This window comes from Streptomyces sp. bgisy027, from assembly GCF_057710365.1.
Genome location: NZ_JBYIVZ010000068.1, coordinates 1 through 24,052 on the forward strand (window position 1 = coordinate 1; position 24,052 = coordinate 24,052).

Sequence of the window (24,052 nt, forward strand, 5' to 3'; positions counted from 1 at the left end):
GTCGCTGGCCGGACGCGAGAAATGACGCTGGCATGGCTGAGCGTCACTTGGCCAGCGAGCGGCTGATCTGGTCAGTGGAGCGACAACGCTCAGCCGGTGGCTTCGTCAGCGGGCAGTCCGCGGACCAGGCCGTGCTGTCCGGTCAGGCCCAGCCGCTTCGCCTCCTGGTAGACGTCGACCACATCCACTCTCAGGGCCACCAGGAGCCAGGCCAGGGCCCGCACCCGCGCGTCCGGGGCCAACTCCTCAAGCTCGGCGTGGATCTGCGTCATGGTCCGAAGTTCGTGCGAACTCTCCGGCGTCATGACAGCAGTCTCATACGCGGGTGCACTGCGGGCCAGCGCACTCACAGGAGCGCGGCGTACGGGCGCGTATTCGACGAAAATGCGTGCCGGTATTTCGTACGGCGCCGGCAACGTGCCTGGCCGTTCGGGTGCCGTAGCAGAGGGTGTGCCTGTTACGGGCGCGTACAGGAAATTTCAGGAGAATCTATTTCTGATAGATGACCGGGCAGCACGTTTTAACGCGATACGCCCGTTTACGATTCGGCACATGCCACCCAGATGGGAGCAAAAAGCCCCGGCGTTCTGTAGTTGGCAGAGCACTTTGCGTGAGGTTAGGGTCACGAGAGCGTGGGCCCCGAGGGGATTGCGGCCCCATGGACGAAGCCCACGCCTTCCGCGAGATACAAGATCCAAGGAGCGTCCCGTGAGGTCGTCCCCGGACCCTGATCGGCTCAAACCCCCACGTCGGAGGCTGTTCCGAGCTTTTGACACTAACAGTCGTGACGAAATTAGCCAACGTCACGAACGAATGGTTCACATCTCCTGCTCCGTCATCGATGCGCCTCCTGCAAGTGCTGGCGTGCCGGCCGTGCACGCCGTGGAGGAGATCTCCCGGCTGTTTGGCAGGTCTGCTGTGACGGCTCGAATGCCCAATACTTGGCGCCTGGTTTGGAATTTCCTCATCCTTGAATGCCGTGCGGCCTGAACTCGCTGCCCGTGCCTGCGCCCGCCTCCTCCGGCGCACGCCCAGCGATTCGGTTCCCGACGAAACGGCTGAACATGACCGCCGCTGTGACGCAATTCGTCACCCCGGTCACAGCTGTGGCCAATGCATTTCCAGGAAAAGAGGATGATCCGTGCTGACCAGCGTTCCCACGCCCCAGTGCCGGTACTGCCGCAACCCGATGTCTCCGCCCAAGGGGAAACGTGGCAGGCCGGCCGACTACTGCGGGCGGCCCTGCCGGCAGGCCGCCTACCGCGAGCGGCAGCGCCAGCGCAGCGGCGGCGAGCCGGGGCAGGCGGGCTCACCACCTTTGCCCGACCAGTCGCCCGAGCAACTCCAACTGCTCGAGCTGGCTCATGACACCCAGGAGGAACTACGGCACCTGGTCCGGCTGCTGTCGAACAGTCACCAGGCCTCGGCAGCCGAGATCCTGGAGTACTCGGTCAAGGTGCAGCGGCGTCTGGAGGCCGTCACTGCCGGAGTGGTACTGATGGGCCGTCGCCGGCGCATTCCATGGGAGGCGCTCGGGCAGATCCTGAGCATCAGCCCGGAAACGGCCCGGCACATCTATCACGAACGGCTCGTTCAGCGCCGCCTGGGCCGCTACGCCCCCGCGAGCGCTTCTGCGCTGGCGCTGGGTGTCGACTCGGATGGGGAGGAGGAGGCCGAGGACGCCGCTCCCGCCCGCCGGCCCGCTCCGCCGGCGCTGCGGGCCACCAACCAGCTCGCACCCGTGTTGTCGAGGCTGCAGAGTGCCAGTGGCATCCCGCTGCGCCAACTGGGCCTGCGGACCCAGGTGTCGGCCAGCTACCTCTCCCGGGTCCTCAGCGGCGAGAAGTTCCCCACCTGGGAACTCACCGAGAAGATAGCCCTGGTCCTGGGGGCGGACTCGGAAGCCGTACGCAAGGTCTGGCAGGACGAACGGGCACGCAACGGAACCCGCTCGCGCCGACCGCGGCCCCGGCCTCCGGCAGGTGAGGCGGAGACCGGGACGTCGCTGGCCGTGGCCCTGCGCACCTTGTACCGGCGCGCTGCCTGTCCGACCCCGCACAGCCTGGCGGTTGCCACCGGGCACCTGGTCAGCGCCGACGGCGTCCGCAGGATCCTGCACTCCGAAGGGTGTGCGCCGTGGGAGCAAGTCGCCGCGCTCATCCGGGCCTTGGACGGCGAGCCGTCGTTCTTCCGCCCGCATTGGGAGGAAGCACGCCAGGCGGCCCCGGCTCCTGCGCCCCAGCCGTTGGAAACCACCACACACCGCCTTGACCGGCTGCTGACCACCTTCGGCGACACATTCCACGAGGCTCGCACCCTCGTGCCGTCACCGGGACGGTCCGACCGGCGCCGGGAGCTGCGCCGCTGGCTGGTGCAGGCGGCCCGTGCATCCGGATAGGGCCCCTGGGAAGGTCAGCTTGCGGCGGAGGAGACGAGGGCGTCCTCACCGCCCAGGACTGCGACCTGCTCCTGGGCCCGGCGGAGGTATTCCTGGCTCTGCTGCTGGAACTCGGGAGTGTGCACCTGGGTGCTGATGTGCGCTTCGACGGCCTCGCGGATGACCGCGTTGGCGCTTTCCCCCACAACTGCTGCGTAGGCATTGACCTTCTGCAACAGAGGTTCCGGAAACCGTACGGAGACGACGATCTGCCGCTCTTTGTCTCCGTGACGTGCCGTCTTCCGAGCGTGGTCTGCTGTCATACGGATCCCTCTCTCAGGACGAGGGGCGCGCCGCCGGTTGGTCAAACTCCGGCGCGCCCCGTGCAGTCGCACGGGCAGGAGGGTGCCCGGGCGGAGCGAAACTCCGACGGTCCAGACTAGTCGTCTTGTAGTGCTGTAGTGCCCCTACCAGGTAGTTACTTCGCTCTCACCACTCAGAGCGCTGACGCTGTCACTCCCCGGAGTACGCAACGGACAAACGAGGTCAGGCAAGTGCAGAAACGGGGGTCAAGCGTCCGAATCGGCGCCCGGTAGCTCCGTTTGGCGCACCCAAATCACCGGTTGGCCACCCGGCAACACCCCTCAGCCTGACCCTCTGGAGGTATCGACACGTGTAGTACGAAGCTTTAGACCCTTCGATGTCGTTCCTTCTTGTAGTCGGAGCGACGTGTAGTCTCATCGACAAAGTTCATCGACAGCAACACCCAGAAGCTGGGAGGTACAGGTGAAGCCTCAGGGCGGCCCCGACTGCGACGGCGTACGACCGGCGCCCAGGGTCTCGACGGTCATAGCGCAGACCGCGGCCGAACAAGCCGTCCGCGCGATCAACGACGTCCGCACCGAGCTCGACCGCGACGTGGACGTCAACGCCTCCCGCCACCTCCTCCCGCAGCCGCGCACCGCCTCCGAAGAGCTGGCGCTGCTCTACGACCGCATCCCCGCCCGGTCCGCCCACCCCGCCCCCGGCGTCCCGCGCGACACCCAGTTCTGGCGGGACACCACAGATCAGGGGATCAGCACCATCTCCCGGCGGATCCGCGGAACCCTCTGGGAACGCGACGACCCTCGCATCGCCGAGCTGGAGATCATCGGCCCGCACGGTGACCCCGACTCACGCCTGTCCCAGATCCGCGAATGCCTCACCCGCGAGCAGCCGTTCCTCTCCGTGGCAGTCTGCGGATCCCCCGAAGACCTGCTTGCGCACGGCAACCCATGGGCGGCGTCCCTGTCCATCATGGCCAAGGTTCCCGGTGAACCCCTCGCCGCGGCTGTCGCCACCGAGCGCCATGCGCTGTCTGCGGACTGCTCCGACGCCTACCGTCTGCTCCTGCCCGAGGAGGAGTGGAACCTGCGTACCGAGGACGACACCCGGCACCCGCCCGCGCACGGCCACGTCATCCTCCCCCGCGAACTGCGCCCTTTCGAGACTCTGCTGGAGACCTTCTACCGTCGGCCCGAGTTCGTCGGCGACACCGCCTCAGCGATCGCTGAAGCTCTCCTCAGCCACCACGTCCCACTCGCCGTGCACTACACCGGGCACGTGCTGGAAGCCGCCGTCGTCCTCGTCGCGGCCGCGCACAACTTCGTCGTACGCACGCTGTCCCCGAACGGCGCGATCCTCGAGCCCTGGCAGTGCTCCAGCCTCCTCACCACCGCACTGACCAGCGATATCGGAATCCCCCGACTCGTCGTCGGGCGAGACGAGTTCAATGCCAAAAATCTCGCGCAGTACCTTGGCCGCGTTCCGCTGGCCGCCCCCTGAACCTCCGCCGGTACCGCGACCCAGCCGCCTTCCCCCGGGCCGGTGCCGGCTGTTGCGCCCCGCCCTCCCCGGGTCTGTCCCCCACAGCACAAAGGAACAGCACATGTCCCCCGACAGCGCCGACGACAACGTCACGCCCCTCCCGAAACCCAACTGGACCCGCAAGATCAACATCCCTCTGCCGGTCCTCCCCCTGCACATCAGGCAGCGTCTGCGCACCCCGGGCTTCTGGACGGCCATGCTGGCCATGACCGTCTTCGGTACGGCGTACGCCTCGGGCCGGCTACCCGACGTCCGCAACATCGTGGTCGCGCTCGTCCTCACCGGATTCGTCGTCTTCCTCAGCGCGGTCGGAATGGTCTGCCAGACCATCAAGGACACCCACCCAGCCCCGGCCGACGGGCAGACGCCGACAAACGAGGCCACCCCGCCGCGCCGCATCGCCAGTTAGACCAAGTCCGACGGGGAGCAGTCAGGCGCTCCGCGGTCGGCGCCCCGACGTCTTCTTAGCCGTGGTCTTCTTCGCAGCCGACTTCTTGGACGGCTGCTTCTTCGCCGTCGTCTTCTTGGCCGCGCTCTTCTTCTTCGGCAGCTCGTGCACATCGGCCGGCCCCTCGCCGCGGGAGGCCTTCGCCTGGGCCACGGACTCGTTGAGGGCGGCCATCAGATCGAGCACCGTGCCGCCGGCCGCCTCAGGCTCGGGCGCCTCCGGCAGGGGCCTGTCCTCGCGCTTCGCCTCGATGATCTGCGCAAGTGCGTCGGTGTAGGTGTCGCGGAACTCCGAGCCTTCCAGGTCGTCACGGGCCATGCTGTCCATAAGAGCCAGTGCGCCGTCGATCTCATCCTCAGTCACGTCCACGGGCTCCGGCAGCAGCTCGGCAGGGTCGCGGATCTCGTCCGGCCACCGCATGGCGTGCAACACGATCACGTCGTCCTTGACTCGCAGGACGCCCAGTCGCTCTCGTCCGGACCAGGCGAATTTGGCGATGGCGACCTTGGATGAACGTCCCAGGGCCTGAACCAGGAGCCGGTACGGCTTCGCCGCCACTTGCCCGGACGGCTGGAGATAGTAGCCCTCGCCGATCCGGATCGGATCGATGGACTCCAGCGGTACGAAGGCCTCGATCTCGATCGCTTTGGCGGTGGGCAGGGGGATCTCGCGCAGTTCCTCATCTGTGATCGGGATGACCTGTTCCTTGGTCAGCTGGTAGCCCTTGCCGATCTCGGCGTTCGCGACTTCGCGGTCCTCGACCTCGCAGTACTTGCGCACCCGGACCCGGCCCATGTCCTCGAGGTGGTACTGGTGGAATCGGATGCTGTGGTCCTCGGTCGCGCTGACCACGTTGATCGGCACCGTGACCAAGCCGAAGCTGATGGCACCTGACCATATTGATCGGGGCATGACTGACCTCCGCAATTGCCCCGAGCAACCTCAGCCTACGACGCCACGGGCATCCCGCCAGGCGTGTGACGGCTACAAGCCGGGTGCCTGGCGCAGGTCCAGGAAGCAGCGCAGCCGTACGCCCGGCTCGCCGGGATCCCGCGTCGTACGGTCTGCCGGCGCGATCGCGCACCGTCCGGCGAGCAGCTGCTGGACGGCGAAGGCGGTTGCGTCGTCGGCGGCCGCGACCTCGACCACGGCCAGCCCCGGCTCTGCCACATGTGCTTCGTTGATCGGCTTCACACACGGCACCACGCGTCGGCGGCCCGGGCGGTTCTTCGATCGGGAGGGCTTCACCCGACCGGGTGTCCGACTGGCGCGGCGAGAGTCAGGGACGGTCGCTGGCCATGCGCACGTTCGGGCCCCACTTTTCCTTCGCCGCTGCCATGCACCACTTGCACAGCGGGCTGCCGCCGCGGCCGTACCGGTGGGTCTTGCGATGGCATGCGCAGCACGGGCCGACCTGGTCGCCCGTGCAGATGAGCGCGGACGGGTCCGGCTCGGTGATCCGGGGCGGGGGAGTGGTCATCGTGTGGGTCCTGTTCCGGGTGACGGTCCTGCGCCACCGCGGTCGAAGAATACGCCTCGGTTGGCACTGCTGTTCGATCTTGCGTTCCGGGAGGGATTGCGTGCCGTCGTCGCGGCTTGGGCTAAGTCGAGGATGTGCAGCCGGGTGTCGGGCTCGCAGTGGGTGCAGGCTTCCAGGCCTGCGGCAAGGAGGCGGCGGGCTTCGTCGCGGCTGACCGCGCGTCGCCGCTTGCCCGCCATGTAGCAGTCGCCGGCGTGGACCTGGACGGGGGTGCGGTCGGCGCCGATGCCGATCTCGACGATCCAGTCCGGGGGCTCGGGCCGGCTGCGACGGCCGTGTTCCTCTTCCGCCTGCCGCCGCTGCAGGGCTGCGATCTTGCGGTCGATGCGCTCCAGCCACAGGGCATGCCAGACCCGCATTCTGTGGAATCAGATTTGTCAAACGTTCTCGGCGGCGCACCGGCGTCGCCTGATGTTGGCCCAGCCCTCGGCGGCCGGCACTGCGTCCCGTTGATTTCGAGAGCGCAGGCCTGACATCCCGGACTGCTTTGTCGCCGGGTGGAGGGGCTCGCTGTGCTCTGGGGCAGCCAGCGCCATGGCCGGATGTGCCTCACGTATTGACTTGCAGAAGCGCTTCACCAAAGATGTGCCACACAGTTTGCAGAAGCGCTTCTGCTGCGCAATCTAGGAGGTATGCCGTGTACACCTGGCCTGACATCGACCTCGACCGGCTCCGCGTGGAGCGGCGTGAGCGGCTGACCACGTTCATGCGGGAGCAAGGTCTGAGCCACCTGCTTCTCACCGGTTTCGATCACATTCGGTACGCGTCCGACTACCGCACGCAGATCATTGCGGAGGCGTTCGACTGGTTCGCTGCCGTGGTCGACGCCGATGGCGCCGTCGAGCTCTTCGTCCCCTGGGTGGATGAGGACGTCAAGGAGCCCGAGGCTGATCTGCCGTGGATCCGAGCGGTCCACCCCATCCCGTCGTGGGCGCCGGCCGTCGGGCACCCCGTCTACTGGACCACCCACGTGGCCCAGGCTCTTGCCGGTGCGAGCCGGGTGGGTCACGAGCTGATCGACCCGCAGGTCCTGGACGGGCTGCGGGCTGCCTCGCCCACCACCGATTTCGTTCCGGTGGGGCACCTGCTGTATGAGATGCGGATCGAAAAGACAGCGGTTGAGATCGCGCTGCTCGATGCCGCGAGCAAGGTCAACGCCCGCGCCGCGGAAGCTGCCCTGAACACGGCCGCCCCGGGGCTGGCCGACTTCGACGTGCTGGCGACCGCCATGGCCTCCGCGCAGCGGGACGGGGCGGAGTTCCTGTCGCACTCGCTGTGTAACCACCGCCGCGGCAGCGGCACCTGGTTCGGCCAGGGAACCACCTTGCGTGAGGGCGATGCGTACTTCTTCGACATCGGCCTGTACGGCGCTCACGGCTACGCCTCCGACATCGCCCGCACCGGCTTCGTGGGGGAGCCGCCGAAGGCCGTCGCGGACGCCTACCGAACTCTGATCACGGCCCACCACATCGGAGAGGAGGCCGCGATGCCGGGCGTGCGCGCCTCGGAGGTCGACGCGGCGGTCAACTCCTACCTGGAGAGTCAGGGACTGCCGCGCACCCCGTACGCCATGGGCCACGGCGTGGGCCTGCGGGCGTGCGAACTGCCGACGATCTACCGTTCCCATCTTGTCGACCGGGACTTCGTCTTGCGGGAGAACAGCGTCATCTCTCTGGAGCCGGAGACCGGCGTGTGGGTCGGCGACCAGTTCGTGCTGCTCAAGGTCGAGGACAACTACCACGTGCGCGCCGACGGCCTGCACCGGCTGTCCGACGCCAGCTACGGCCTGGGACTGACGTGAGCGCGCCCATCGGACCTGCGCGGGAACTGCGGGTGGTGTTGGCCCAGCTCACACCTCACCCGGTCGATGTCGTCGCCAACCTGGCACGCCTTGAGGCGGTAGTCGGCGAGCATGCGCAGGCCGAACTGATGGTGTTCCCCGAGCTGTTCCTGACCGGCTACAACCTTGACGCCGTCCACGAGCTGGCCCTCGACCCGCACGGCGACGTGATCGGACAGGTGCGGACGCTGGCACGTCACTGGCGCACCGCCATCATCGTCGGCTTCGCCGAGATGCACGGTGACAAGGTCGCCAACTCCCTGGCCTGCATCGACAGCGACGGGGGCCTGGCGGGCGTCTACCGCAAGACCCATCTGTTCGGCCGGGAACGAGACCACTTCGCCGCCGGCGACCGACTCGCCGTCGTCGAGCTTGCCGGGATCCGTGTGGGGCCGATGATCTGCTTTGACATCGAGTTCCCCGAGCCGGCGCGGACCCTTGCCCTCGACGGCGCGCAGCTGTTGGTGAGTGTCGCGGCCAACATGGAGCCCTACGAGCCCGACCACCAGCTCGCCTCGCGCGCAAGGGCCCTGGACAACCGGCTGCCTCACCTCTACGTGAACCGCACCGGATGGGAAGTCCCGTTCGTGTTCACCGGCCACTCTCGCATCGTGGCCGCCGACGGCTCCGTCCTTCTCCAGCTGGGCGCCGACGAATGCGTGGCCTCGTCCCGCGTGACCGTCGACGCCGAGCCCCGTGAACTGACCGACTACCTCAACCAGCTACGTCCCGACCTGTACGGCGGGCAGCTGCAGGCAGCACCACGCTGAACCGCCGACCCACGGGAGCACGCCATGAGCCCCACCACGCACATCGCACCACCCCAACCCTCGGACGAAGACCAGCTCGCCGCCCTCGGCTACGAGCAGCAGCTCAAACGCGAGCTGGGCTTTTGGACCAACTTCGCCCTGGGCTTCGCGTTCGTCTCACCGGTCGTGGGCCTGTACTCCATCGTCGGGGCCGGCATGTTCGCCAGCGGCCCCGCCTGGATCTGGGCCCTGCTGATCGCCCTGAGCGGCCAGATACTCCTCGCCCTGGTGTTCGCCGAACTCGCCTCACAGTTTCCGATCAGCGGCGGCATCTACCAATGGAGCAGACGTCTGGTCGGACCCCGCTACGGATGGTTCTCCGGGTGGATCTACTCCTGGACACAGATCATCACCTTCACCTCCGTCAGCTACCTCGGCGGCTTCTGGATGGCCGCACTCTTCGGCCACCACCCGGACGCAACCGAGCAGCTCCTGTGGGGATTTGGTGTGCTGCTGCTGGTCAGCGCCATCAACCTGCTCGGCCAGAACCCCCTGAAGTACTCCGTCAACGTCGGTATCGCCGCTGAACTCATCGCCAGCATCGCCATCGGGCTGCTGCTCCTGCTGTTCTTCACCGAGAACGACTGGTCGGTGTTCCTGCACGACCTCGGCGCGAGCCACAACTGGAACGGTTCCGCCACCCAGGGGTTCCTCGCCGCCGTCGCAATCGCCGGCTGGGCCTTCGTCGGCTTCGACGCCTGCTCCGCAGTCTCGGAGGAGGTCAGGGACCCGCGCCGGCACGTGCCCCGCGCCCTGCTGATGTCCCTCGTCGTCGTGGGCCTGGTCATCGTGATGAACGCCGTAGCGGTCATCCGGGCCCAACAGGGCCTGACGGGACTGGTTCAAGTCTTCAACGTCGACCCGCTCACCCCGCTGGTCACCGACTCCTTCGGCGCATGGCTCAGCAAGCCGTTCCAAGCCGTGATCCTGGCGTCCTTCCTGGCCTGCGCCATTGCCATCCAGACCACTGCCACCCGCATCCTGTTCTCCCTGAGCCGCGACCAGGCGCTGCCTCTGTCGCGTCATCTGCGGAAGGTCGCTCCCAATCAGGTCCCCGCCAACGCAGTACTCACCACCACCCTCATCGGCGCAGTGATCCTGTGCATCGGGCTCAACGGCTCCGCCGTCAGCACTCTCATCGCCTTCACATCCGGTGGCTTCTACGCGTCCTTCACCCTCGCCGCCGCAGCCGCCCTGTGGGCCCGGCTGCGAGGACGCTGGGATCCCAGCCGCGGCGCTTTCCACCTCCGCGGCTGGGGGCTCCTCGTCAACGTGGTCGCTGTGATGTGGGTCTGCTTCGAGACCGTCAACATCGCCTGGCCCCGGCCTCAGCTTCTCGCCCCCGATGCCCCCTGGTACCTCGAATGGGCCGTGCCTCTGATCGGCCTCGCTCTGACCGTCACCGGCGTCCTCTACCTGGCGCGCAACCCCCGCCCAGGAGTTCCCGTTTCCCCCGAGAGCCCTGACACCGCCGCAACCATCCCGCAGTAACTCCTCAGCCGACTCCGCTGAACCGGGCCTGTCATGCCGCCGCACCTGGCGTGCATGACAGGCTCCTGCCGCTGGTCAGCGGAGTCTAACTGCCGCACTCGTCTTTACCCGCGGTCAAGCCGCCGATCCCACTCACGAGACACCAAAACGATGCCGCTCTTCACCACCCGCCAGCGCAAGGCCCGATTGATGCCCGAACTTGATGATCAACCGCTCGGCAAAGTCCTCAAGTCGCTTCGCCAGCCACCGATGCCAGGTATGACCGACGTTCAAGTGGGCCTGATGGCACAGTTGCTGGATGCCTCTCACCGTGACTGGGACAGAAAGGCACACCGAGTCTCCGTCCTCGCCCAGTGCGTGATGGCCTCCCAGCTGCCCGAAGCGTGGCTGGCCCGCGATCCGCACGACGCCAACGCCATCGCCCTGCACGGATGGGTGGAATGCCTGCGCGCCGCGCGCCGCGGCAGCATGCCCGGGGCGCAGGAAGTCCTGGACGCCTGCCACCGTGCTGCCGACGATCACCCGGACGACCCCACCCCGTGGGTGGTGATCCTTGGAGTGCTCCGGCGCCTGCGCTGCTCTCAACGAGAGGTGTTCTGGGCGTGGAACGAGGTACTGCGACGCGACCGCTGGCACCGCCAGGCTTACCTGCAGATGCTGGGCTACCTGTCACCGGCGGAGTGCGGCAGCCACATGCAGATGATGGACTTCATCGAGACCGCCCAGGCACGCATGCCGCCCACCGCCCCCACGATCGGCCTGGAACTGACCGCCGCCACCCGCCAATACGTCAAGCATCTGGGCATAGGCGGTCCGTCCGCCCTCCTGGCCAAAGACCAATGGCGCCAGCCGGCCGGAGCCTCACCTCTCCAGCGTTCCCTCGACCGGCAACGCGATCCGGCGCGCCTGCACCACGCCGCCGCCCTCGCGGATCTGAATGTCCTCGCCTTCGCCCTCGTCGCCGCGCACCGCACCGCCGAAGCCAATGGCGTCTTCGCCACCCTGCGGGGTGTCGTGACACCCTGGCCGTGGAACGCTCTGGGCGACCCGCTCATGGCGTACGAGCGCGCGAGCAGGCGAGCCCTTCGCTGACCGCAGTGTCGACGATGCGGACGCCTCGCCCCTACGGCCCCCGGTGGGTTAGTCGGACACGGCTTCTGGCGAGGCCGTCCCAGTCGAACCGCGTACGTGCATCCTGGTCGGTACGAGGAACGACTCTGCATCCGCGGCATCCTCGATGGCCTTGATCAGCAGCTGGACCGCTTCCTTGCCTGTTGCGACCGGGTCGAGATCGATTGCCGTTACTGCAGGTCGGGCCTGACGGGCGGCCTCGCTGTCGCTGAGCGTCGCGATCTGCAGATCAAGCGGCATATCCAGTCCGAGAGACTGCGCGGCAAGATGCACGCCCAGCGCCAGTGAGTCGAGGGTGGTGAACACGGCATCGGGACGCTTCGGCCCGGTCAGGAAGTCACGGGCGGCTTCGTACCCGGCGCCCTGAGTGAGACCGCCCGGCGCGGTCACGACCTGGGGTGTCATGTCATGGGCGGTGCACCAGGCCATGTAGCCGTCGATGCAGTCCTGTACATAGGAGGAATCCGCCTCGCTGGCCAGCAAGGCCGGCCGCTCGGCGCCAGCATTGGCCATCAGATCCAGCGCCTCCCGCACGGCGGCTGCGTGATCGTTGTCGACATGCAGCCGGTCGGGGTTCTCCAGATCCCGCCCCACCGTGACGACGGGCTTGCCCTCGGCATCTGCCAGGCGCAGGAGCGCATCGTGCGGCCGGGGGTCGACGACGATGGCACCGTCGAAGTCGACGGGTACGGACCGCTCCCCGCCCGTGGCCGGCGCCAGCACGAGAGCCCATCCGCGGTGCAGCGCAGCGCCGGAGGCAGCGCTCATCAGCTGCACGAAGAACTCGATGTCGACAGCCGAGCCCGGTGTGGACTCCGGCAACGAGACCGACAGCATCAAGATGCCCGAGCGCCCCTTGGCCAGACTCCTGGCTGTGCGGTGGGGCTGAAAGCCGAGTTGCTCAGCTACTTTCCGGACCCGCTGGCGAGTGGCTTCGGGCAGGCGCCCGCGGTCATTGAGCGCATCGGAGACAGTCGTCAGCGACACCCCGGCCGCAGCTGCCACGTCCTTCATACTCACGCGTGATCTGGTCATCTTGCTGCGATTGTAAGCATGCCGCATCGATCAGCAGAAGCGCTTCTCCTGAGAAGGGGCAGAATGACCCCCGAAGGCCACCGGCCCGCTCATGACCCCGCCGTTGTGACCTTGTCATCGCATGGCACGGCCCCGGGTGTGCGGCTTCTTCCACGCCATGTACGTCACTCCGCCGACAATCAGGACCGCACCGATCAGCGGCACAGCCCACTGCCGGTACCACAAAGCCCCGGGACTGAGCAGTTCCGGCCGGCGCCAAGCGATATTGACCGTCTCGAATGACACCCAGGCCAGCGCCAGCGCATTAGCGATCACTCCCCACAGGCCCAGGCGGAATGCGCCGAGATCGGGATTCCACCGCCCGCGCATACGGGCGTAGAGAGCGGCGCCGGCAGCGAGGAGAAACGTCATGTAGTAGCCACCGGAGGTGAACGCGATCAGAGTGCCGGCTGCCGATTCGTTGATGCCGATGCACAAGATGGCCGAACCGAGGACGGTCGAGGTAATTACAGCGTTCCGTGGCACCTGCCGGCTGGTGACCTTGCGCAGTTGTCCGGACAACGGCAGCGCGCTGTCACGGCCCAGGGAGTACAACACCCGAGTCGCTGTCGTCTGAATCGCGAGGGCGCATGCCAGGAATGACGTCACGACCACGGCCTGGAACGGCTTGCTGACCCAGTCGCCGAAGGATTCCCTGACCATCGGTGTCAGGGGGTCGGTGGTCAGCGTGCGCACCAGCCCGGCGGCGTCCGGTTGGGCTCGCACTGTTGCGACGGCGTTCATCACGATCACCAGCCCCACCACGATGAGGGACAGCAGCAGAGCGCGGGGAACCTGTCGCGTCGGGGCTCGCACCTCTTCCGAGACGGCGGAGCAGGCGTCGAAGCCGATGAAGGCCCAGCCAGCCACGGCAATCGCCGCCAGGAAACCGCTGGTTGCTGAGCCGTCCCAGTTGTTCTGTGCGCCGAGCGTGTGGAAGAAGACGGACCAGTCGTTCCGGGCGAAGAACAACAGCAGCAGCAGTCCCAGGGCAACGCTGGCGACGAGTTCGGCAAGGAACCCCAGGTTGACCGCGTGCTTCAGAGGATTTTGTCCGAGAAGGCCGACGGTCGTCACCAGCATCAGGACTCCGATGCTCCAGACGACCTGCTCGGTGGCGTCGGGCCGGCGACCGAAGAGTTCGGCCGCCCAGAAGCCACTGAAGTAGCAGACGGAGGCCAGGGTGATGATCTGTGTCCAGGCGTACATCCAGCCTGCGAACCACCCGTATCGTGCGCCGACGAGACGCCTGCTCCACTGATAGATGCCCCCGCTGATGGGGTACTGCGACGCAAGTTCGGCGAAGACGAGGGCCAGCAGTATCTGGCCGGTCAGCGCGATGAGCAGGGCCCAGACCCAGGCCGGACCGTTGGCGAACATCCCGGCCCCCAGGATCGAGTAGAGACCCACGACCGGGGACACGAAGGCGAAACCCAACGCGAAGTCGGTCCACACACCCAGTTTGCGTCTGAGCTCCTGCTTGTACCCCATCGACGCAAGCTGCTGCTCGTCCGAAACCGGCAGCGATCCGTTTGGTCCGGTCATGGAGCCCGTCACCTCTATCCCTGTGTCAAGCGTGGCTCCACACCGAGCTGCGCGCTTCACCAAGCCGGGTACAGCTCATCAGTTGGGGGTCTGCGGACGCTGGTGCTTGCGTCGACTCCGGGGGACCTATGGAGGCTCAGGCATCCCTGCGTCGGGCGATGCGGAGGCCGACGCATGCCTGCCACCCGTGCTTCTCACGCCGGATGTCAGTCCAGTCCGCCAGAAGGTCAACCAAGCGCAGCCCTCGGCCCGCTTCATCCGTGGGTATGACGGTGCCGGATCGTGCACAGGAGGGGTGGCCAGCGTCGATGACCTCGATGCGCAGGTCACTATCTATCAGCGAAAGGCGCACCGTCATATCCGACCGGCCATGGCGAACGGCGTTCCCCGCCAGCTCGCTAACAATGAGTTCAGCGCGGTCCCGGTCGGCGTCCCTGACACCCCAGCGGGCCAGATGATCAGTCGTGAAGTGGCGTGCTGCGCGCACCCGGCCGGCCTCCGCCGGTAGGGCGATCACGGCGCGGAGCGTCCGCGTCGAGTCAGCCGAAGTCGGAGTGGAGGCCCTGGGCGGGGCCGGTCCAAAGAGCAGCATTGGGGCCGTCACAGTGGAACTGGGACTTGTGGAGTACATGGTTGCGCCTCCAGCGGTGCGGCAGATGCTCCGCTTGGCCGGGAGCCATCTCGGATGGGAAGCGGGTGATCTGGGAGCGGCGGTGGCGTTCCTGGGCCGTGCCGTCGCCGTCCGAAAGAGTGCGAAGAAGCGCTTCTGCGCTTCGCGAAATCCATGTTTGCAGAAGCGCTTCTGCAAGTCAAGGGAGCCGGGCTCCGCCTTGCCGTGAGCTCGCTGGTCACACAGGAAACGCTCGACGGCACGCTCAGGTTTGCGGTGTGTTCGCTTGGCGCACTTCGATGATCGGCAGGAGCTGGCGCGGGGTTGCCCCGGATGGGGTGGGGACGTCCGCCAGCCGCTCCAACAGCTGGGCCAGCGCGGCTCGGCCGTCGACGAATGCGGCCTGCTCTTCGTCTGTGAGAGGGATCGTGGCGAGCATGCGCTGGAGATTGACGTTCGCTTCCAGGATCTGAGCCTTGCTGGAGTCCTTGGGAATGTAGAAGTCGCAGCGCGCGCACGCCATTCGGTGGGGGCACTGTTCGAAGAAGGTGTATGTGCAGTAGCCGTGTCCCAGGTCGTAGTGCTGCCACGGTTCACCGGCCGCGGCCGCGCCTGTTGCGACGGCCTTGCGGTCGACGAGGACTTCGATGGTACGGACGTTGCGTGCGAAGTATCCGGCGTCCTGGTAGGCCTTCGTCAGTGTGTTGGGGCTGATTCTTAATGGCGGAGTCGGGTATTGGAACTGCCTGAATGCCTCTGGAACGAGTGGTTCTCCGATGAGGATCTGACCGCCCCGGGAGTCAGCGTTCGGCCACCTCGAAGTGCCAGGTCACAGGCTGTCCCGAGGCGGTCGAAGGGGCTGTACTTCGCGCGCTGCGGCGTGATCGAATAGGGGATGACATCGTTCTGGACTGGCAAACAGATACGCCTGCGCGGTATCGAGCCCGACGACTGGACCGCGTTCATGCGTTTCACCGTGGACGAGGAGCGGACGGGCGACCTGCTGCACCCACCCCGTTCCGCCGAGGGCTTCCGTGCCTGGGCGAAGGAACAGGCAGCTGCCAAGTCCGACGGCGACTGCTTCGGGTTGGCCATCGAAGCCGTCGACTCAGGAGAAATAGTCGGTGCTGTCGGCTCGCACCAGGCTGATCCGCGTGCGGGCTGGTTCGAGTACGGCGTCACGATCGGCGCTGATCACCGGCGTAAGGGCTATGCGGCAGAAGCCGTGATCATGCTGCTGCGTTTCATGTTCGCCGAGCGGCGCTATCACAAGTGCGAAGCGCGGATCTTCGCCCACAACGAGGCATCAATAGCACTTCATCATCGGCTCGGTTTCGTTGAGGAGGGTCGCCTCCGCGATCGCGTGTTTCTTGCCGGCCGACACCGTGATCTCGTCATGATGGGCATGCTCGCTGACGACTTCGCCCAACTGCACTCGATCAGCGAGCCTGCTCGCCCGGCAGTCGGTCTGTGAGACCGGGGCCGCGCGGTGGTGAAAGCAGTGGCACGGGCTGACCATGCTGGATTGGCCCTCCACCCGTGTCACGAGCTGTTCCGGCGGCTGACCTCAGCTGCGTAGGCGGCCCAGTCTCCGGCAGCGGCTCGCTGCCATTTGACGGCGACGGTGATGTCGATGCCAAGGGTGCGTGCGAGGACTGCTGCGGGTAGCTCGGTGGCGAGCTGGAAGAGAGCAGTCGAGCGGGCTTCTGCGAGCCGGATGCCGAGTTTGCGGAGCCGTTCGCCCATGGCCCAGGCGCTGATCGGGCGGCCGGGCTGGCCTCCGGGGAAGAGCCAGGCCGAGTCTGTGCGGGCAAGGACGGCATGGCTGCGACGGACCGCGACTTGTCGGAGGGCGAGTTCAGCGACGGGTGCCGGAAGTTCGACCGGGACGGCGCCGAGGTGGATGCGGACGGCTCCGTCCGTCTCCTCGATGTGGTCGAGGGTGAGCCGGGAGATCGCGGCGGGCCACTGGGCATAGAGGAGCAACAGCAGGCCGGCGAGGCGGTCTTCGGGCTTGAGGGTGTCGTCGTGCAGCAGGCGGCGGGCGGTGTCCCAGCGGGCGTCGTCGTCCATCGCCTGGGAGGGGCCGTTCCACCTGACGGCCGGGAAGCTGAGGTGGTAGTCGAGCTTGGCGGCCATCGCCGGATCCCTCCTCGTCAGGCTCCGGCGAACGCCGGGGCCAGTGCCTTGTGCAGGGAAGTGTTCATGAAGTCGTCGCTGACGTGCGTGTAGATGGCCAGGGAGCTGTCGCACTCGTGGCCGACCTGCTGCTGGATTATCTTGAGTTCATGGGTTCGGCAGAATGTTGACCTGTGCGTTTGCGTCGCGGAGCTTGTCTGTGACGTGGCGAGTGAGGGCGCTGAAGATCCCTTCAGAACGGGCCGATCGTTACCAACCTGGGACTGCCTGAGCCTGCCCGTGGTGCATGACATTCCGATCTTCAGACGTCCCACGCCAGCGCAGATCCTCTAACCCATCGTCAGTTCTCGTTGGAATCACCGTGATCTCCTGAACCTGGTTCCTCCTCGCCAAGGTCAGTCGTCCCTGATAGAAGCTGCCTTAGCTGTTGTTGCACAGGATCGAGCTCCCGATCAGAGTGCTGCATTTGCATTACGAGCTGAGTGGCTTTGACGATGCGCTCAACTTCGGCAGCCGAGTATCCGTGAATCGACTCGACGTTTCCGTTGACGCGGAAGGCAACTTTCTTCCCCTGATGCCGGGTGAAGAACTTCTTCAGTGCCGCAGCTAGCACTGTGCCAGCACCGCCAGCCCCGAAGATGGCGATCAGCACATCGCCAAAGATCGGCCATTCATCGCCCAGGCCTGGAGGCCCTCCTGTGCCGATCTGCTTCTGCTCGGTGTGGAACTCCACACCTGGCTCCCCGTAAAACAACGTCCGAGTCAGCCCATCATGGCTATCGCTGGGGATATGGCTCCAGTACACGGTATGGCGCAAATGCTTAGTAAAAAGGAGCTCGTCCCATGCGCGGATCTCATCGTCACCCCCGCTGAACACGACACGGTGCCTGTGCGCGGCCACCGAAACTTCGAGGCGGAAGCCGGGAGGCGTCGGCCTGTCCGAGACGAGTGTGATGTCGACCAAGATGTCGTCATCACCAAGGGTCTCGATTCCTGAGGGCATGGACTGTCCCTTTCGTCTTGAACAGCGCTTCCTACTGGCACACATCTCGGCAGAGTAACGAGTTTGGGGGCGATTGAGTTCTTGGCGTCCCGGCCTGGTGGCCGACTGGTGGATAGTCAGCAGGTGGTCTGCCGAGCCGCCGCAGTGCGTTGTTCGCCGAGTGCGAGGGCGAGTTGCTCGCGAAGTTGTTGGTTCTCCTTGGCGAGGCGCCGGATGCGGGCGTTGGCGGCTTCCGCACGCGCGCCAAGGGCTCCACGACGGCCGTAGCCGAGCGGCTGGGCGTCTCCCGCCGCACGGTGGAGCGCTACCTCTCCGGTGCCGCCAAGAGGCCGCAGAAGCGCCTCCAGGCGGCTCTGGCGGAGGAGACCGATGAACAGTGGCAACCGCAGGTCAAAGCACAGGCGAGGCAGCGCGCGGCCACCTCCGGGGGACTCGTCATCTCCTGCCGGGCCTACTTCGGATTCGGCCCGGAGGGAACCTCGGACGCGGGCTGTGTCCGGGACATCAGCACCGCCGTCTCACCCTTCCACGCCGACCGGATCCTGGCCGCGAAGGAGAGGGGAGCGACGGACGCAGATCTGCAAGAGCTGGTTACGGAGGCCATCGCGGACGCCTATTTCCGCCGGTAGGGAGGCGGACGTGCGGGCCTCCATGTGGAATTCGAAGACGTGGAGTGGCTGAATATCAAGTTTTAGCGGCGGGGAATTCAGGGCTGCTATAAACCTGTCTTGCGTCCGCTGCGCCCCGCGCCCGGCGGTCCGTCATCCGTTCGTTTTCCCGCGACGATTGGGAGGCTCGCATGAGCACCCCCGCATCCCGACCCCGCCGACGCCCCGGCGTCCCCGCCGCGCGCGGCACAGCGCCCCGTGAACCAGTCGACCGGGCGAGGGTCGGCCGCCGCTCGGTCCGCCGCCTCGCCACCGGCATGACCCACCCGGAGGCGGCGGCCGCCCTCGAGGAAGCCGAGCTACAGCAGCACATGGACCGCGACCGCGAGGACCTGGCCGACGATGAGCGCGGCCCGGCCGAAGTCGCGGAGTGGAAGCGCATCGTGCAGCTGCTCGCCACCGCCGGCGGCTCGTACGACCCGGACACCGACGCCTTCGTCCAGGACGAGCTCGCGGCCGACGCCGAACGCGAGCGCACCCGGCAGCTGGCAGACGAGCAGCGCCGCCAGGAGGAGGAAGCCGAAGCCGCCCGCCGCGCCGCCCTCGCCCCGGACGTGCTGCGCCACGCCCTGCTGCGCACCCTCGCCCGCACCGGCCTCCTGGACTCGCTCAGCGAGGACGAGCAGGCCGCCGTCAACCGGCTGCCCGACTCCGACCCCGCGGCCGCGCTCGCCGTCAACGCACTGCTCGCCCGCGCCCACGAAGCCGGAGCCGGCCTGCGCCCGGGGGCCGCCTCGTGACGGGCGACCCGGACACCGTCGTCGCCATGTGGGTGGAGGAGACCGGCTGCGGCACCCGGCACGAAGAGCTGACGGCCGACAGTGAGGTCCATGTCGACTACCAGCCCCCGCTGGGCGAGCCCTGGTTCGAGGGCGAGGACGACCCCGACTACAACCCCATCTGCCACTGCCCGCACCTTCCCAGGCAGTTCTGCATGGAGTGCGCCGGCTGCGCCGCCTGCGGACAGTGCCGCGGCCCGCACACCTGGCCCCCGGCCCGGTCCTGATCCCCGAGGGCAACCGCACAGGCCTCCCAGAGCCTGTGAAGTGACGCCGCCCGGCACCCTGTCATGCTCACCGCGCGTGATGGGATTTGCTGTCACGCCGCCTCTTGCCCGCCGCCTGGTCGTGCTGAACCGGCACGCGATCAGTGCCCGACGGGGCCTGATCGTCTCCGGCCGCGTCGGCACCGGGAAGACCATCGCGATCACACAGCTCGTCGAGGGCAGTCACCGATGCGGCTGCGCCGCTGCTTGGCTGGCTCCCCGAGTCATTGCGCCGTGTCGCACCTATCGCACAAACCCCGAGCCTGTGGTCAACTCCGGTTGTGGAGACGTTCCTCACCGGCCTGGTCGCTGTACTTGGCACAATCGTGGGATCAATCGTTACCTACATCTTCCAGCGCAAGGCGGCCGAGAGGTCAGAGAGAGTCGCGCGTGACGAGTGGCTCCTGCAGCAGCGAGTGGATACCTACAGCACCTTCAGCGAAGTGTTGATGGATTTTCGTGGTGCTCAGTACAACCGCTGGTATCGCCTCCGCGATGACCCCGACGGAGAAGGCGGTTCACAGTTCATCGGGCCGAAGACCACCACGACGTCGAGATCCAGGACGAAACGGGACGGAAGCTGGCCGCCGCGAGGCTGCCCGAGGGTGTGGAGGGCATCGCGAAGCTCCACGAGCTTGTCGCCCGGCACGGCGGCGAGGACCTCGGTCCCGCCGCGGTGATCGTGGGGATCGAAACGGACCGCGGCTCGTGGGTGCAGGCCCTGATCGTCTCCGGCTACCAGGTCTACGCGATCAACCCGAGGCAGGTCGCCCGCTTCAAGGAGCGGTACGGCACGTCCGGCGCCAAGAGCGACGCACTAGAGAGTCCACTTGTACTTGCCGCCGCCGACCCATCTCACGATCGACGGGTCGTCGAGATCCACATGCGTCAGTCCCGCCTGGTGCACGAGCCGGATCACGTCGAGCATGTCGTGAGCGGTGCCCGCAGTCGTGCCACGGATCTGGACGATGCGAAACGGGGGATCGCCAGGATTGACGGCGGAAACGACAATGGGAGGGCCTACGTAGTCGCTCATGTCTCCAGCCTGCGGCAGCGGCATCGCGGGCGCATGCGGGCCTGATCGCCCCAAGGTCCAGGATGCAGACACGAACGTCGCCCTCGAGTTCGCCGACCCATCGCGGCGGTCGGGTACGACGCCGAATCCGGCCTGCTCATCGTGCATGGAACTGGCGTCGTCCGCCGTCGCCGCCCTGATCGCGTTGCTGGCGACCGTGCTCGGCTTCCGTCTGCAGGAGCGGTCCGCCGCCCGCCGCGACCGGCACGCACAGCAGGCACAGCAGTACGCGGAGCTGCGCCAGGTGTTCGTCCGCTTCCTCTCCCGGCTCGCCGCGATGTGCCGCCTGCAGAACGAGCGCTCCGTACTGAGGGAGGCCAGCGCGTCCAAGGCGGAGCAGGCCGCGCTCGAGGCGCGCACGGCCGTGCGCAGGCCCTGATCGAGCTCCATCTGCTGACCGACGCCATCCACGTCCCAGCGCTCGCCGACTGACCGTCGACGTCATCTTCACCCTGCACGAGGCCCCCGACCGTGTGCAGACGCTGCAGCGCCGCTGCGTCCCGTTCTGCTTGCCGTACAAGACCGGCGGGTGCGAGGACGGAGGCATCACTTCGGCGTACCGTCTGCGAAGGACTGCAGCTTCGTTTTCTGCCCCTTCTGCAAGGAGAGATCGCGTTGGTCGCGTTGGAGCCGCCGAAGAGCTGGACTGAGCAGGATCGCGAGCACTACCTCCATCAGGTCATGCGGAGCGGTTGGTCACGGATGCGTCCGTACTCGCTCCTGTTTCTGCTCTTGGGCGTGGGGCTCGCTGAGAGCGGAGCAACTCGGGAGGACCTAAAGCGCGGGGTCCGGAGTGCTGACCACCCGGAGGGCGACCTGGATGCCTCCTGTTGGGACGACCCTGACGGGCTCGATGAGGAGGAGCGTGCCCGTCAGCCTGCACAGATTGAGGACGCTGAGCGCTATGCGGCGCATTACGGGCGGCCGCCCCTCCGCACCCACGCAGATGTCCTTGAGCTTCTCGTGGCCGCAGGCGTCATCTACGAAGTGCCCGACGGGGCTGGGGTAGCGCGCCTTTACCCAAGGGTTCCCGCACCCGCACCCGCAGAGGTATTTCCGCTGGACGAGGAAGAAGCCGCCATCCAGCGGAAGCTCCGGGTCGACAGCGCGTACGAGGGCGACTCGTACCGCATCATCGACCTCTTCGAACCTGACGGGAAGCGCCACGAAGAGGTGGTGACCAGCCTTGACCGGCTCGCACGAGTCATCCAGGGCGACCCCCACGACGCACATGAGGCGGTCCGTCTCCTCACAGAGGAGGGCGACTTCACCACCAGCACCGATCTCACCGATCTCCCGTCGCACAAGGTCTTCCGTATCCGGTGCGACTGGGACCGATTCGACCAGACGCGGATCGGCATTCACGGCATGACCAAGGACGGCAAGCTCTCGGTCACCCTGCCCAGCGATCAAGACCGGCCGTAGCCGCCACCCGCCAGTAAGCAGTCGAAAGAGCACGATCCGGTGCGCTGCCCGGGAGCGCACCGGATCCCCTCACTGACCCACGTGCTTCATCAACGCTTCCCACAGCTCGCCGTCCAGGCCGTTGACTTCGGCCTGAAGCTCCCTCACATCCCCGTCTCCGCTGCCGATTTGGTCGAGCATGGTGTGGATGTTCCACATCAGCCGGTGAGGCATGGCTACTTCGCGCGGAGGCCCCGCTTCGCCAGCCGGGACCCGCCACCCCAAGGTGATCTGAGGGTCCTGTTCGTAAGGGATCTCCTCAAGCACGGTTCCTGACGTGGCACCGGCTGCCTTCGCCTGGTTGATGAACTGCTCAAGCAGCCCAATCGTGACCGGCCCATCCCACGTGACCTCAATGTTGAGCCCCATGCAACCCCTCCTCGAAGCGACTTGGTTGTCATCCAACCAGCCTCCTCCGACGGAGCACGGCTGGTTGTCAGTGCCGCCCCTTACCGTGGTTTTGGCGGCATTTCACACGAAGGGTAGGTAGTGGGTTGGCCAACATCGTCTGGCATACGAAGCTGCGCATCCATCTGGATCTGAACCAGGACGACCTCGGGCACGCGGAACACCCCGGCCTCTGGGACATGGTCTACGGCATGGACCGGATGTATGGCGACCGTGGAGTTCCGGTTGCCGATCGCGACCTGCAGTGCGGGGGCGTGTGCCGGGACGCCGGCGTTGATGCGCCGATGTACCTGCGCTTGCGGGCCAACGGCCGACGGGAAGCCGTCCACGAGCGACGCGAGGACGAAGAGCGTCACATCGTCCCCGTCAGCGATGAGCACAAGGCCTACCAGGAGCGCATCCTGCGGGCCGCGGTGGAAGGAGGCTTCCAAGGCGACAGCGAGGTCCGCACCCGCGTGGGCCGGAGCTGGATCCAGACCGATACTCTCGTCGAAGGAGCCGACGGACTGCGCATCGGCTGGGAAGTCCAGCTGTCCTCCGCCGGCACGGAAGGCCCCCGCAGTGTCCGCGCACGCGCGGCGAAGGCCGAGAAGAACGGCATCACGCCCGCCTGGCACACCGATCGGTCCGACTACGCGCGCCGCAACGACACGCAGTGGACCCGCAGCGACAACCTGCCCGCCTATGTGATCGCCAGGACCGGTGACCTGCGCGTCGTCTCCGGCTTCCGGGTCCTGGACTTCTGGCGCTGCGACATCCACGCCGTGTACGCCTGCCCGGACGGTGTACGCCGGTGCGACCGCTTCCACGCCACCCCCAAGCCCCGCGACGTCCTGTTCGACGACCTGGTGCGCCGGACGGCAGCCGGCGCCATCGTGCCAGTGCAGTTCCGTGTCGGCGGTACGACACACCGCTTCTGGATCACCGACACCGACCGCGACCGCCTGGAGGATCTCCGCAGCGACGACACCCATCTGCCGCCTGTCCGGGAGCCCGAGGTCCCTGCCCACGCCAGCCGCAACCGGCCGACCTGCAAGCCGTCCCTCCCTGCCCCGAGCGCTGCGGCCCCGGAAGCGGAACTCCCTGCCACGCGGATCCTGGCTCCTGCTCCTCCCGCCGATACACAGACGGCACCGGTCCAGCCCCTGGTAGTGGCCCACCCCGCGCTTCACCCGAGTGGTTTGCCCGCTGAGCTAGTTGAGTTGCAGCAGGCGGCCGACGACGCTCGTCTCCAGCTGGAGCAGCTCGCCGACCACGAGGAGCGTGACCAGCAGCGCCAGGTGTGGCTCGACGTCTCTGAGGCTGTACAAGCTGCCGTGACCAGGCACGCAAGGTCGCAAGGTCTCAACCGGTACGACGTGGAAAAGCGGCTGCGGCAGGTCATCCGGCATCCGGAGACGCAGCCGGGCACGCCGCTGTAGCGATACCCCGGCACTGCCAGTCGCGGCCACCTACGTGCCATGACGTTCTCAGCGACCCACATGTTTGGTTTGTGGGTCGCTCCGTGATCGAGGCGCCA

28 protein-coding genes and 1 pseudogene are annotated in these 24,052 nt (G+C 66.9%); 16 read left to right on the plus strand and 13 right to left on the minus strand.

Annotated elements, in window-relative coordinates; genetic code table 11:
- Positions 1 to 89 precede the first annotated feature (89 nt).
- Positions 90 to 272, minus strand: a complete 183-nt coding sequence (locus tag AC3ETA_RS42155; RefSeq protein ID WP_432198202.1) for a hypothetical protein — start codon at positions 270 to 272, stop codon at positions 90 to 92.
- A gap of 869 nt (positions 273 to 1,141) precedes the next feature.
- Here AC3ETA_RS42155 and AC3ETA_RS42160 point away from each other — a divergent pair.
- On the plus strand, positions 1,142 to 2,398 hold the full coding sequence (locus AC3ETA_RS42160; RefSeq protein ID WP_432198203.1) for a helix-turn-helix domain-containing protein: 1,257 nt from the start codon (positions 1,142 to 1,144) through the stop codon (positions 2,396 to 2,398).
- A 14-nt stretch (positions 2,399 to 2,412) separates the two neighbouring features.
- Here the strand turns inward: AC3ETA_RS42160 and AC3ETA_RS42165 are convergent, their stop codons facing one another.
- Positions 2,413 to 2,583, minus strand: a complete 171-nt coding sequence (locus AC3ETA_RS42165) for a hypothetical protein (protein ID WP_432198204.1) — start codon at positions 2,581 to 2,583, stop codon at positions 2,413 to 2,415.
- Positions 2,584 to 3,163: 580 nt separating this feature from the next.
- On the opposite strand from AC3ETA_RS42165, the gene AC3ETA_RS42170 reads away from it, so the two are divergent.
- Together AC3ETA_RS42170 and AC3ETA_RS42175 are read left to right on the plus strand one after the other, a co-directional pair.
- On the plus strand, positions 3,164 to 4,201 hold the full coding sequence (locus tag AC3ETA_RS42170; RefSeq protein ID WP_432198205.1) for a hypothetical protein: 1,038 nt from the start codon (positions 3,164 to 3,166) through the stop codon (positions 4,199 to 4,201).
- Positions 4,202 to 4,304: 103 nt separating this feature from the next.
- Positions 4,305 to 4,652 (plus strand): hypothetical protein, encoded by a 348-nt coding sequence (locus tag AC3ETA_RS42175; protein ID WP_432198206.1) that lies wholly within the window; start codon positions 4,305 to 4,307, stop codon positions 4,650 to 4,652.
- Positions 4,653 to 4,673: 21 nt separating this feature from the next.
- Here the strand turns inward: AC3ETA_RS42175 and ku are convergent, their stop codons facing one another.
- The 4 genes from ku to AC3ETA_RS42195 form a co-directional block, all read right to left on the minus strand.
- Positions 4,674 to 5,603, minus strand: coding sequence for a non-homologous end joining protein Ku (gene ku / locus AC3ETA_RS42180; RefSeq protein WP_432198207.1), 930 nt, complete (start codon positions 5,601 to 5,603; stop codon positions 4,674 to 4,676).
- 72 nt (positions 5,604 to 5,675) lie between these two features.
- Positions 5,676 to 5,885: a DUF6207 family protein gene (locus AC3ETA_RS42185; RefSeq protein WP_432198208.1), complete on the minus strand. Its 210-nt coding sequence runs from the start codon at positions 5,883 to 5,885 to the stop codon at positions 5,676 to 5,678.
- An 85-nt stretch (positions 5,886 to 5,970) separates the two neighbouring features.
- Entirely contained in the window at positions 5,971 to 6,171 is a 201-nt protein-coding gene (locus tag AC3ETA_RS42190) for a hypothetical protein (RefSeq protein WP_432198209.1), read from the minus strand.
- Complete coding sequence (locus tag AC3ETA_RS42195) at positions 6,168 to 6,590, minus strand: DUF6233 domain-containing protein (RefSeq protein ID WP_432198210.1); 423 nt, start codon at positions 6,588 to 6,590, stop codon at positions 6,168 to 6,170. Before AC3ETA_RS42195 ends, AC3ETA_RS42190 begins: the two co-directional genes overlap by 4 nt.
- A 278-nt stretch (positions 6,591 to 6,868) precedes the next feature.
- Here AC3ETA_RS42195 and AC3ETA_RS42200 point away from each other — a divergent pair, with 278 nt between their 5' ends.
- From AC3ETA_RS42200 to AC3ETA_RS42215, 4 genes are all read left to right on the plus strand, one after another.
- A complete protein-coding gene (locus AC3ETA_RS42200; protein ID WP_432198211.1) occupies positions 6,869 to 8,032 on the plus strand; it encodes a M24 family metallopeptidase in 1,164 nt (387 codons plus the stop codon).
- On the plus strand, positions 8,029 to 8,841 hold the full coding sequence (locus tag AC3ETA_RS42205; protein ID WP_432198212.1) for a nitrilase-related carbon-nitrogen hydrolase: 813 nt from the start codon (positions 8,029 to 8,031) through the stop codon (positions 8,839 to 8,841). The genes AC3ETA_RS42200 and AC3ETA_RS42205 overlap by 4 nt, the downstream gene beginning before the upstream one ends.
- A 24-nt stretch (positions 8,842 to 8,865) precedes the next feature.
- Complete coding sequence (locus tag AC3ETA_RS42210; RefSeq protein ID WP_432198213.1) at positions 8,866 to 10,371, plus strand: APC family permease; 1,506 nt, start codon at positions 8,866 to 8,868, stop codon at positions 10,369 to 10,371.
- Between the two features lie 150 nt (positions 10,372 to 10,521).
- Entirely contained in the window at positions 10,522 to 11,463 is a 942-nt protein-coding gene (locus AC3ETA_RS42215) for a hypothetical protein (RefSeq protein WP_432198214.1), read from the plus strand.
- 48 nt (positions 11,464 to 11,511) lie between these two features.
- On the opposite strand, the gene AC3ETA_RS42220 is transcribed toward AC3ETA_RS42215, so the two are convergent.
- From AC3ETA_RS42220 to AC3ETA_RS42235, 4 genes are all read right to left on the minus strand, one after another.
- Entirely contained in the window at positions 11,512 to 12,516 is a 1,005-nt protein-coding gene (locus AC3ETA_RS42220; protein WP_488187664.1) for a LacI family DNA-binding transcriptional regulator, read from the minus strand.
- A gap of 135 nt (positions 12,517 to 12,651) precedes the next feature.
- Positions 12,652 to 14,121, minus strand: coding sequence for an amino acid permease (locus AC3ETA_RS42225; protein ID WP_432198216.1), 1,470 nt, complete (start codon positions 14,119 to 14,121; stop codon positions 12,652 to 12,654).
- A 136-nt stretch (positions 14,122 to 14,257) separates the two neighbouring features.
- On the minus strand, positions 14,258 to 14,638 hold the full coding sequence (locus AC3ETA_RS42230) for an ATP-binding protein (RefSeq protein WP_432198217.1): 381 nt from the start codon (positions 14,636 to 14,638) through the stop codon (positions 14,258 to 14,260).
- Between the two features lie 358 nt (positions 14,639 to 14,996).
- Complete coding sequence (locus tag AC3ETA_RS42235) at positions 14,997 to 15,254, minus strand: hypothetical protein (protein ID WP_432198218.1); 258 nt, start codon at positions 15,252 to 15,254, stop codon at positions 14,997 to 14,999.
- A gap of 372 nt (positions 15,255 to 15,626) precedes the next feature.
- Here AC3ETA_RS42235 and AC3ETA_RS42240 point away from each other — a divergent pair, with 372 nt between their 5' ends.
- On the plus strand, positions 15,627 to 16,205 hold the full coding sequence (locus AC3ETA_RS42240) for a GNAT family N-acetyltransferase (protein ID WP_432198219.1): 579 nt from the start codon (positions 15,627 to 15,629) through the stop codon (positions 16,203 to 16,205).
- A 68-nt stretch (positions 16,206 to 16,273) separates the two neighbouring features.
- Here AC3ETA_RS42240 and AC3ETA_RS42245 read toward each other — a convergent pair whose 3' ends face one another.
- Together AC3ETA_RS42245 and AC3ETA_RS42250 are read right to left on the minus strand one after the other, a co-directional pair.
- A complete protein-coding gene (locus tag AC3ETA_RS42245; protein ID WP_432198220.1) occupies positions 16,274 to 16,870 on the minus strand; it encodes a hypothetical protein in 597 nt (198 codons plus the stop codon).
- 340 nt (positions 16,871 to 17,210) lie between these two features.
- Positions 17,211 to 17,873: a hypothetical protein gene (locus AC3ETA_RS42250; RefSeq protein WP_432198221.1), complete on the minus strand. Its 663-nt coding sequence runs from the start codon at positions 17,871 to 17,873 to the stop codon at positions 17,211 to 17,213.
- A 185-nt stretch (positions 17,874 to 18,058) separates the two neighbouring features.
- Here AC3ETA_RS42250 and tpg point away from each other — a divergent pair, with 185 nt between their 5' ends.
- The 7 genes and pseudogenes from tpg to AC3ETA_RS42285 all read left to right on the plus strand — a co-directional run bounded on the left by tpg (position 18,059) and on the right by AC3ETA_RS42285 (position 22,086).
- Positions 18,059 to 18,502 carry a telomere-protecting terminal protein Tpg gene (gene tpg, locus AC3ETA_RS42255; protein WP_432198222.1) on the plus strand — a complete coding sequence of 148 codons (444 nt, stop codon included), beginning with the start codon at positions 18,059 to 18,061 and terminating at the stop codon, positions 18,500 to 18,502.
- A gap of 170 nt (positions 18,503 to 18,672) precedes the next feature.
- Positions 18,673 to 19,281, plus strand: a complete 609-nt coding sequence (locus AC3ETA_RS42260; RefSeq protein ID WP_432198223.1) for a hypothetical protein — start codon at positions 18,673 to 18,675, stop codon at positions 19,279 to 19,281.
- The gene (locus tag AC3ETA_RS42265; protein WP_432198224.1) at positions 19,278 to 19,547 is read left to right on the plus strand and encodes a hypothetical protein; all 270 of its coding nucleotides are present in this window, start codon (positions 19,278 to 19,280) and stop codon (positions 19,545 to 19,547) included. The genes AC3ETA_RS42260 and AC3ETA_RS42265 overlap by 4 nt, the downstream gene beginning before the upstream one ends.
- Positions 19,548 to 19,656: 109 nt before the next feature.
- A pseudogene (locus AC3ETA_RS42270) lies at positions 19,657 to 19,758 on the plus strand (ATP/GTP-binding protein); the annotation flags it as partial.
- Between the two features lie 408 nt (positions 19,759 to 20,166).
- Positions 20,167 to 20,667, plus strand: coding sequence for a hypothetical protein (locus AC3ETA_RS42275; protein ID WP_432198248.1), 501 nt, complete (start codon positions 20,167 to 20,169; stop codon positions 20,665 to 20,667).
- Positions 20,668 to 20,767: 100 nt separating this feature from the next.
- On the plus strand, positions 20,768 to 21,040 hold the full coding sequence (locus tag AC3ETA_RS42280) for a hypothetical protein (RefSeq protein ID WP_432198225.1): 273 nt from the start codon (positions 20,768 to 20,770) through the stop codon (positions 21,038 to 21,040).
- 236 nt (positions 21,041 to 21,276) lie between these two features.
- Entirely contained in the window at positions 21,277 to 22,086 is an 810-nt protein-coding gene (locus tag AC3ETA_RS42285; RefSeq protein ID WP_432198226.1) for a DUF6042 family protein, read from the plus strand.
- Between the two features lie 69 nt (positions 22,087 to 22,155).
- Here AC3ETA_RS42285 and AC3ETA_RS42290 read toward each other — a convergent pair whose 3' ends face one another.
- Positions 22,156 to 22,494, minus strand: coding sequence for a hypothetical protein (locus AC3ETA_RS42290; RefSeq protein ID WP_432198227.1), 339 nt, complete (start codon positions 22,492 to 22,494; stop codon positions 22,156 to 22,158).
- 125 nt (positions 22,495 to 22,619) lie between these two features.
- Here AC3ETA_RS42290 and AC3ETA_RS42295 point away from each other — a divergent pair, with 125 nt between their 5' ends.
- The gene (locus tag AC3ETA_RS42295) at positions 22,620 to 23,954 is read left to right on the plus strand and encodes a hypothetical protein (RefSeq protein ID WP_432198228.1); all 1,335 of its coding nucleotides are present in this window, start codon (positions 22,620 to 22,622) and stop codon (positions 23,952 to 23,954) included.
- Positions 23,955 to 24,052 lie beyond the last annotated feature (98 nt).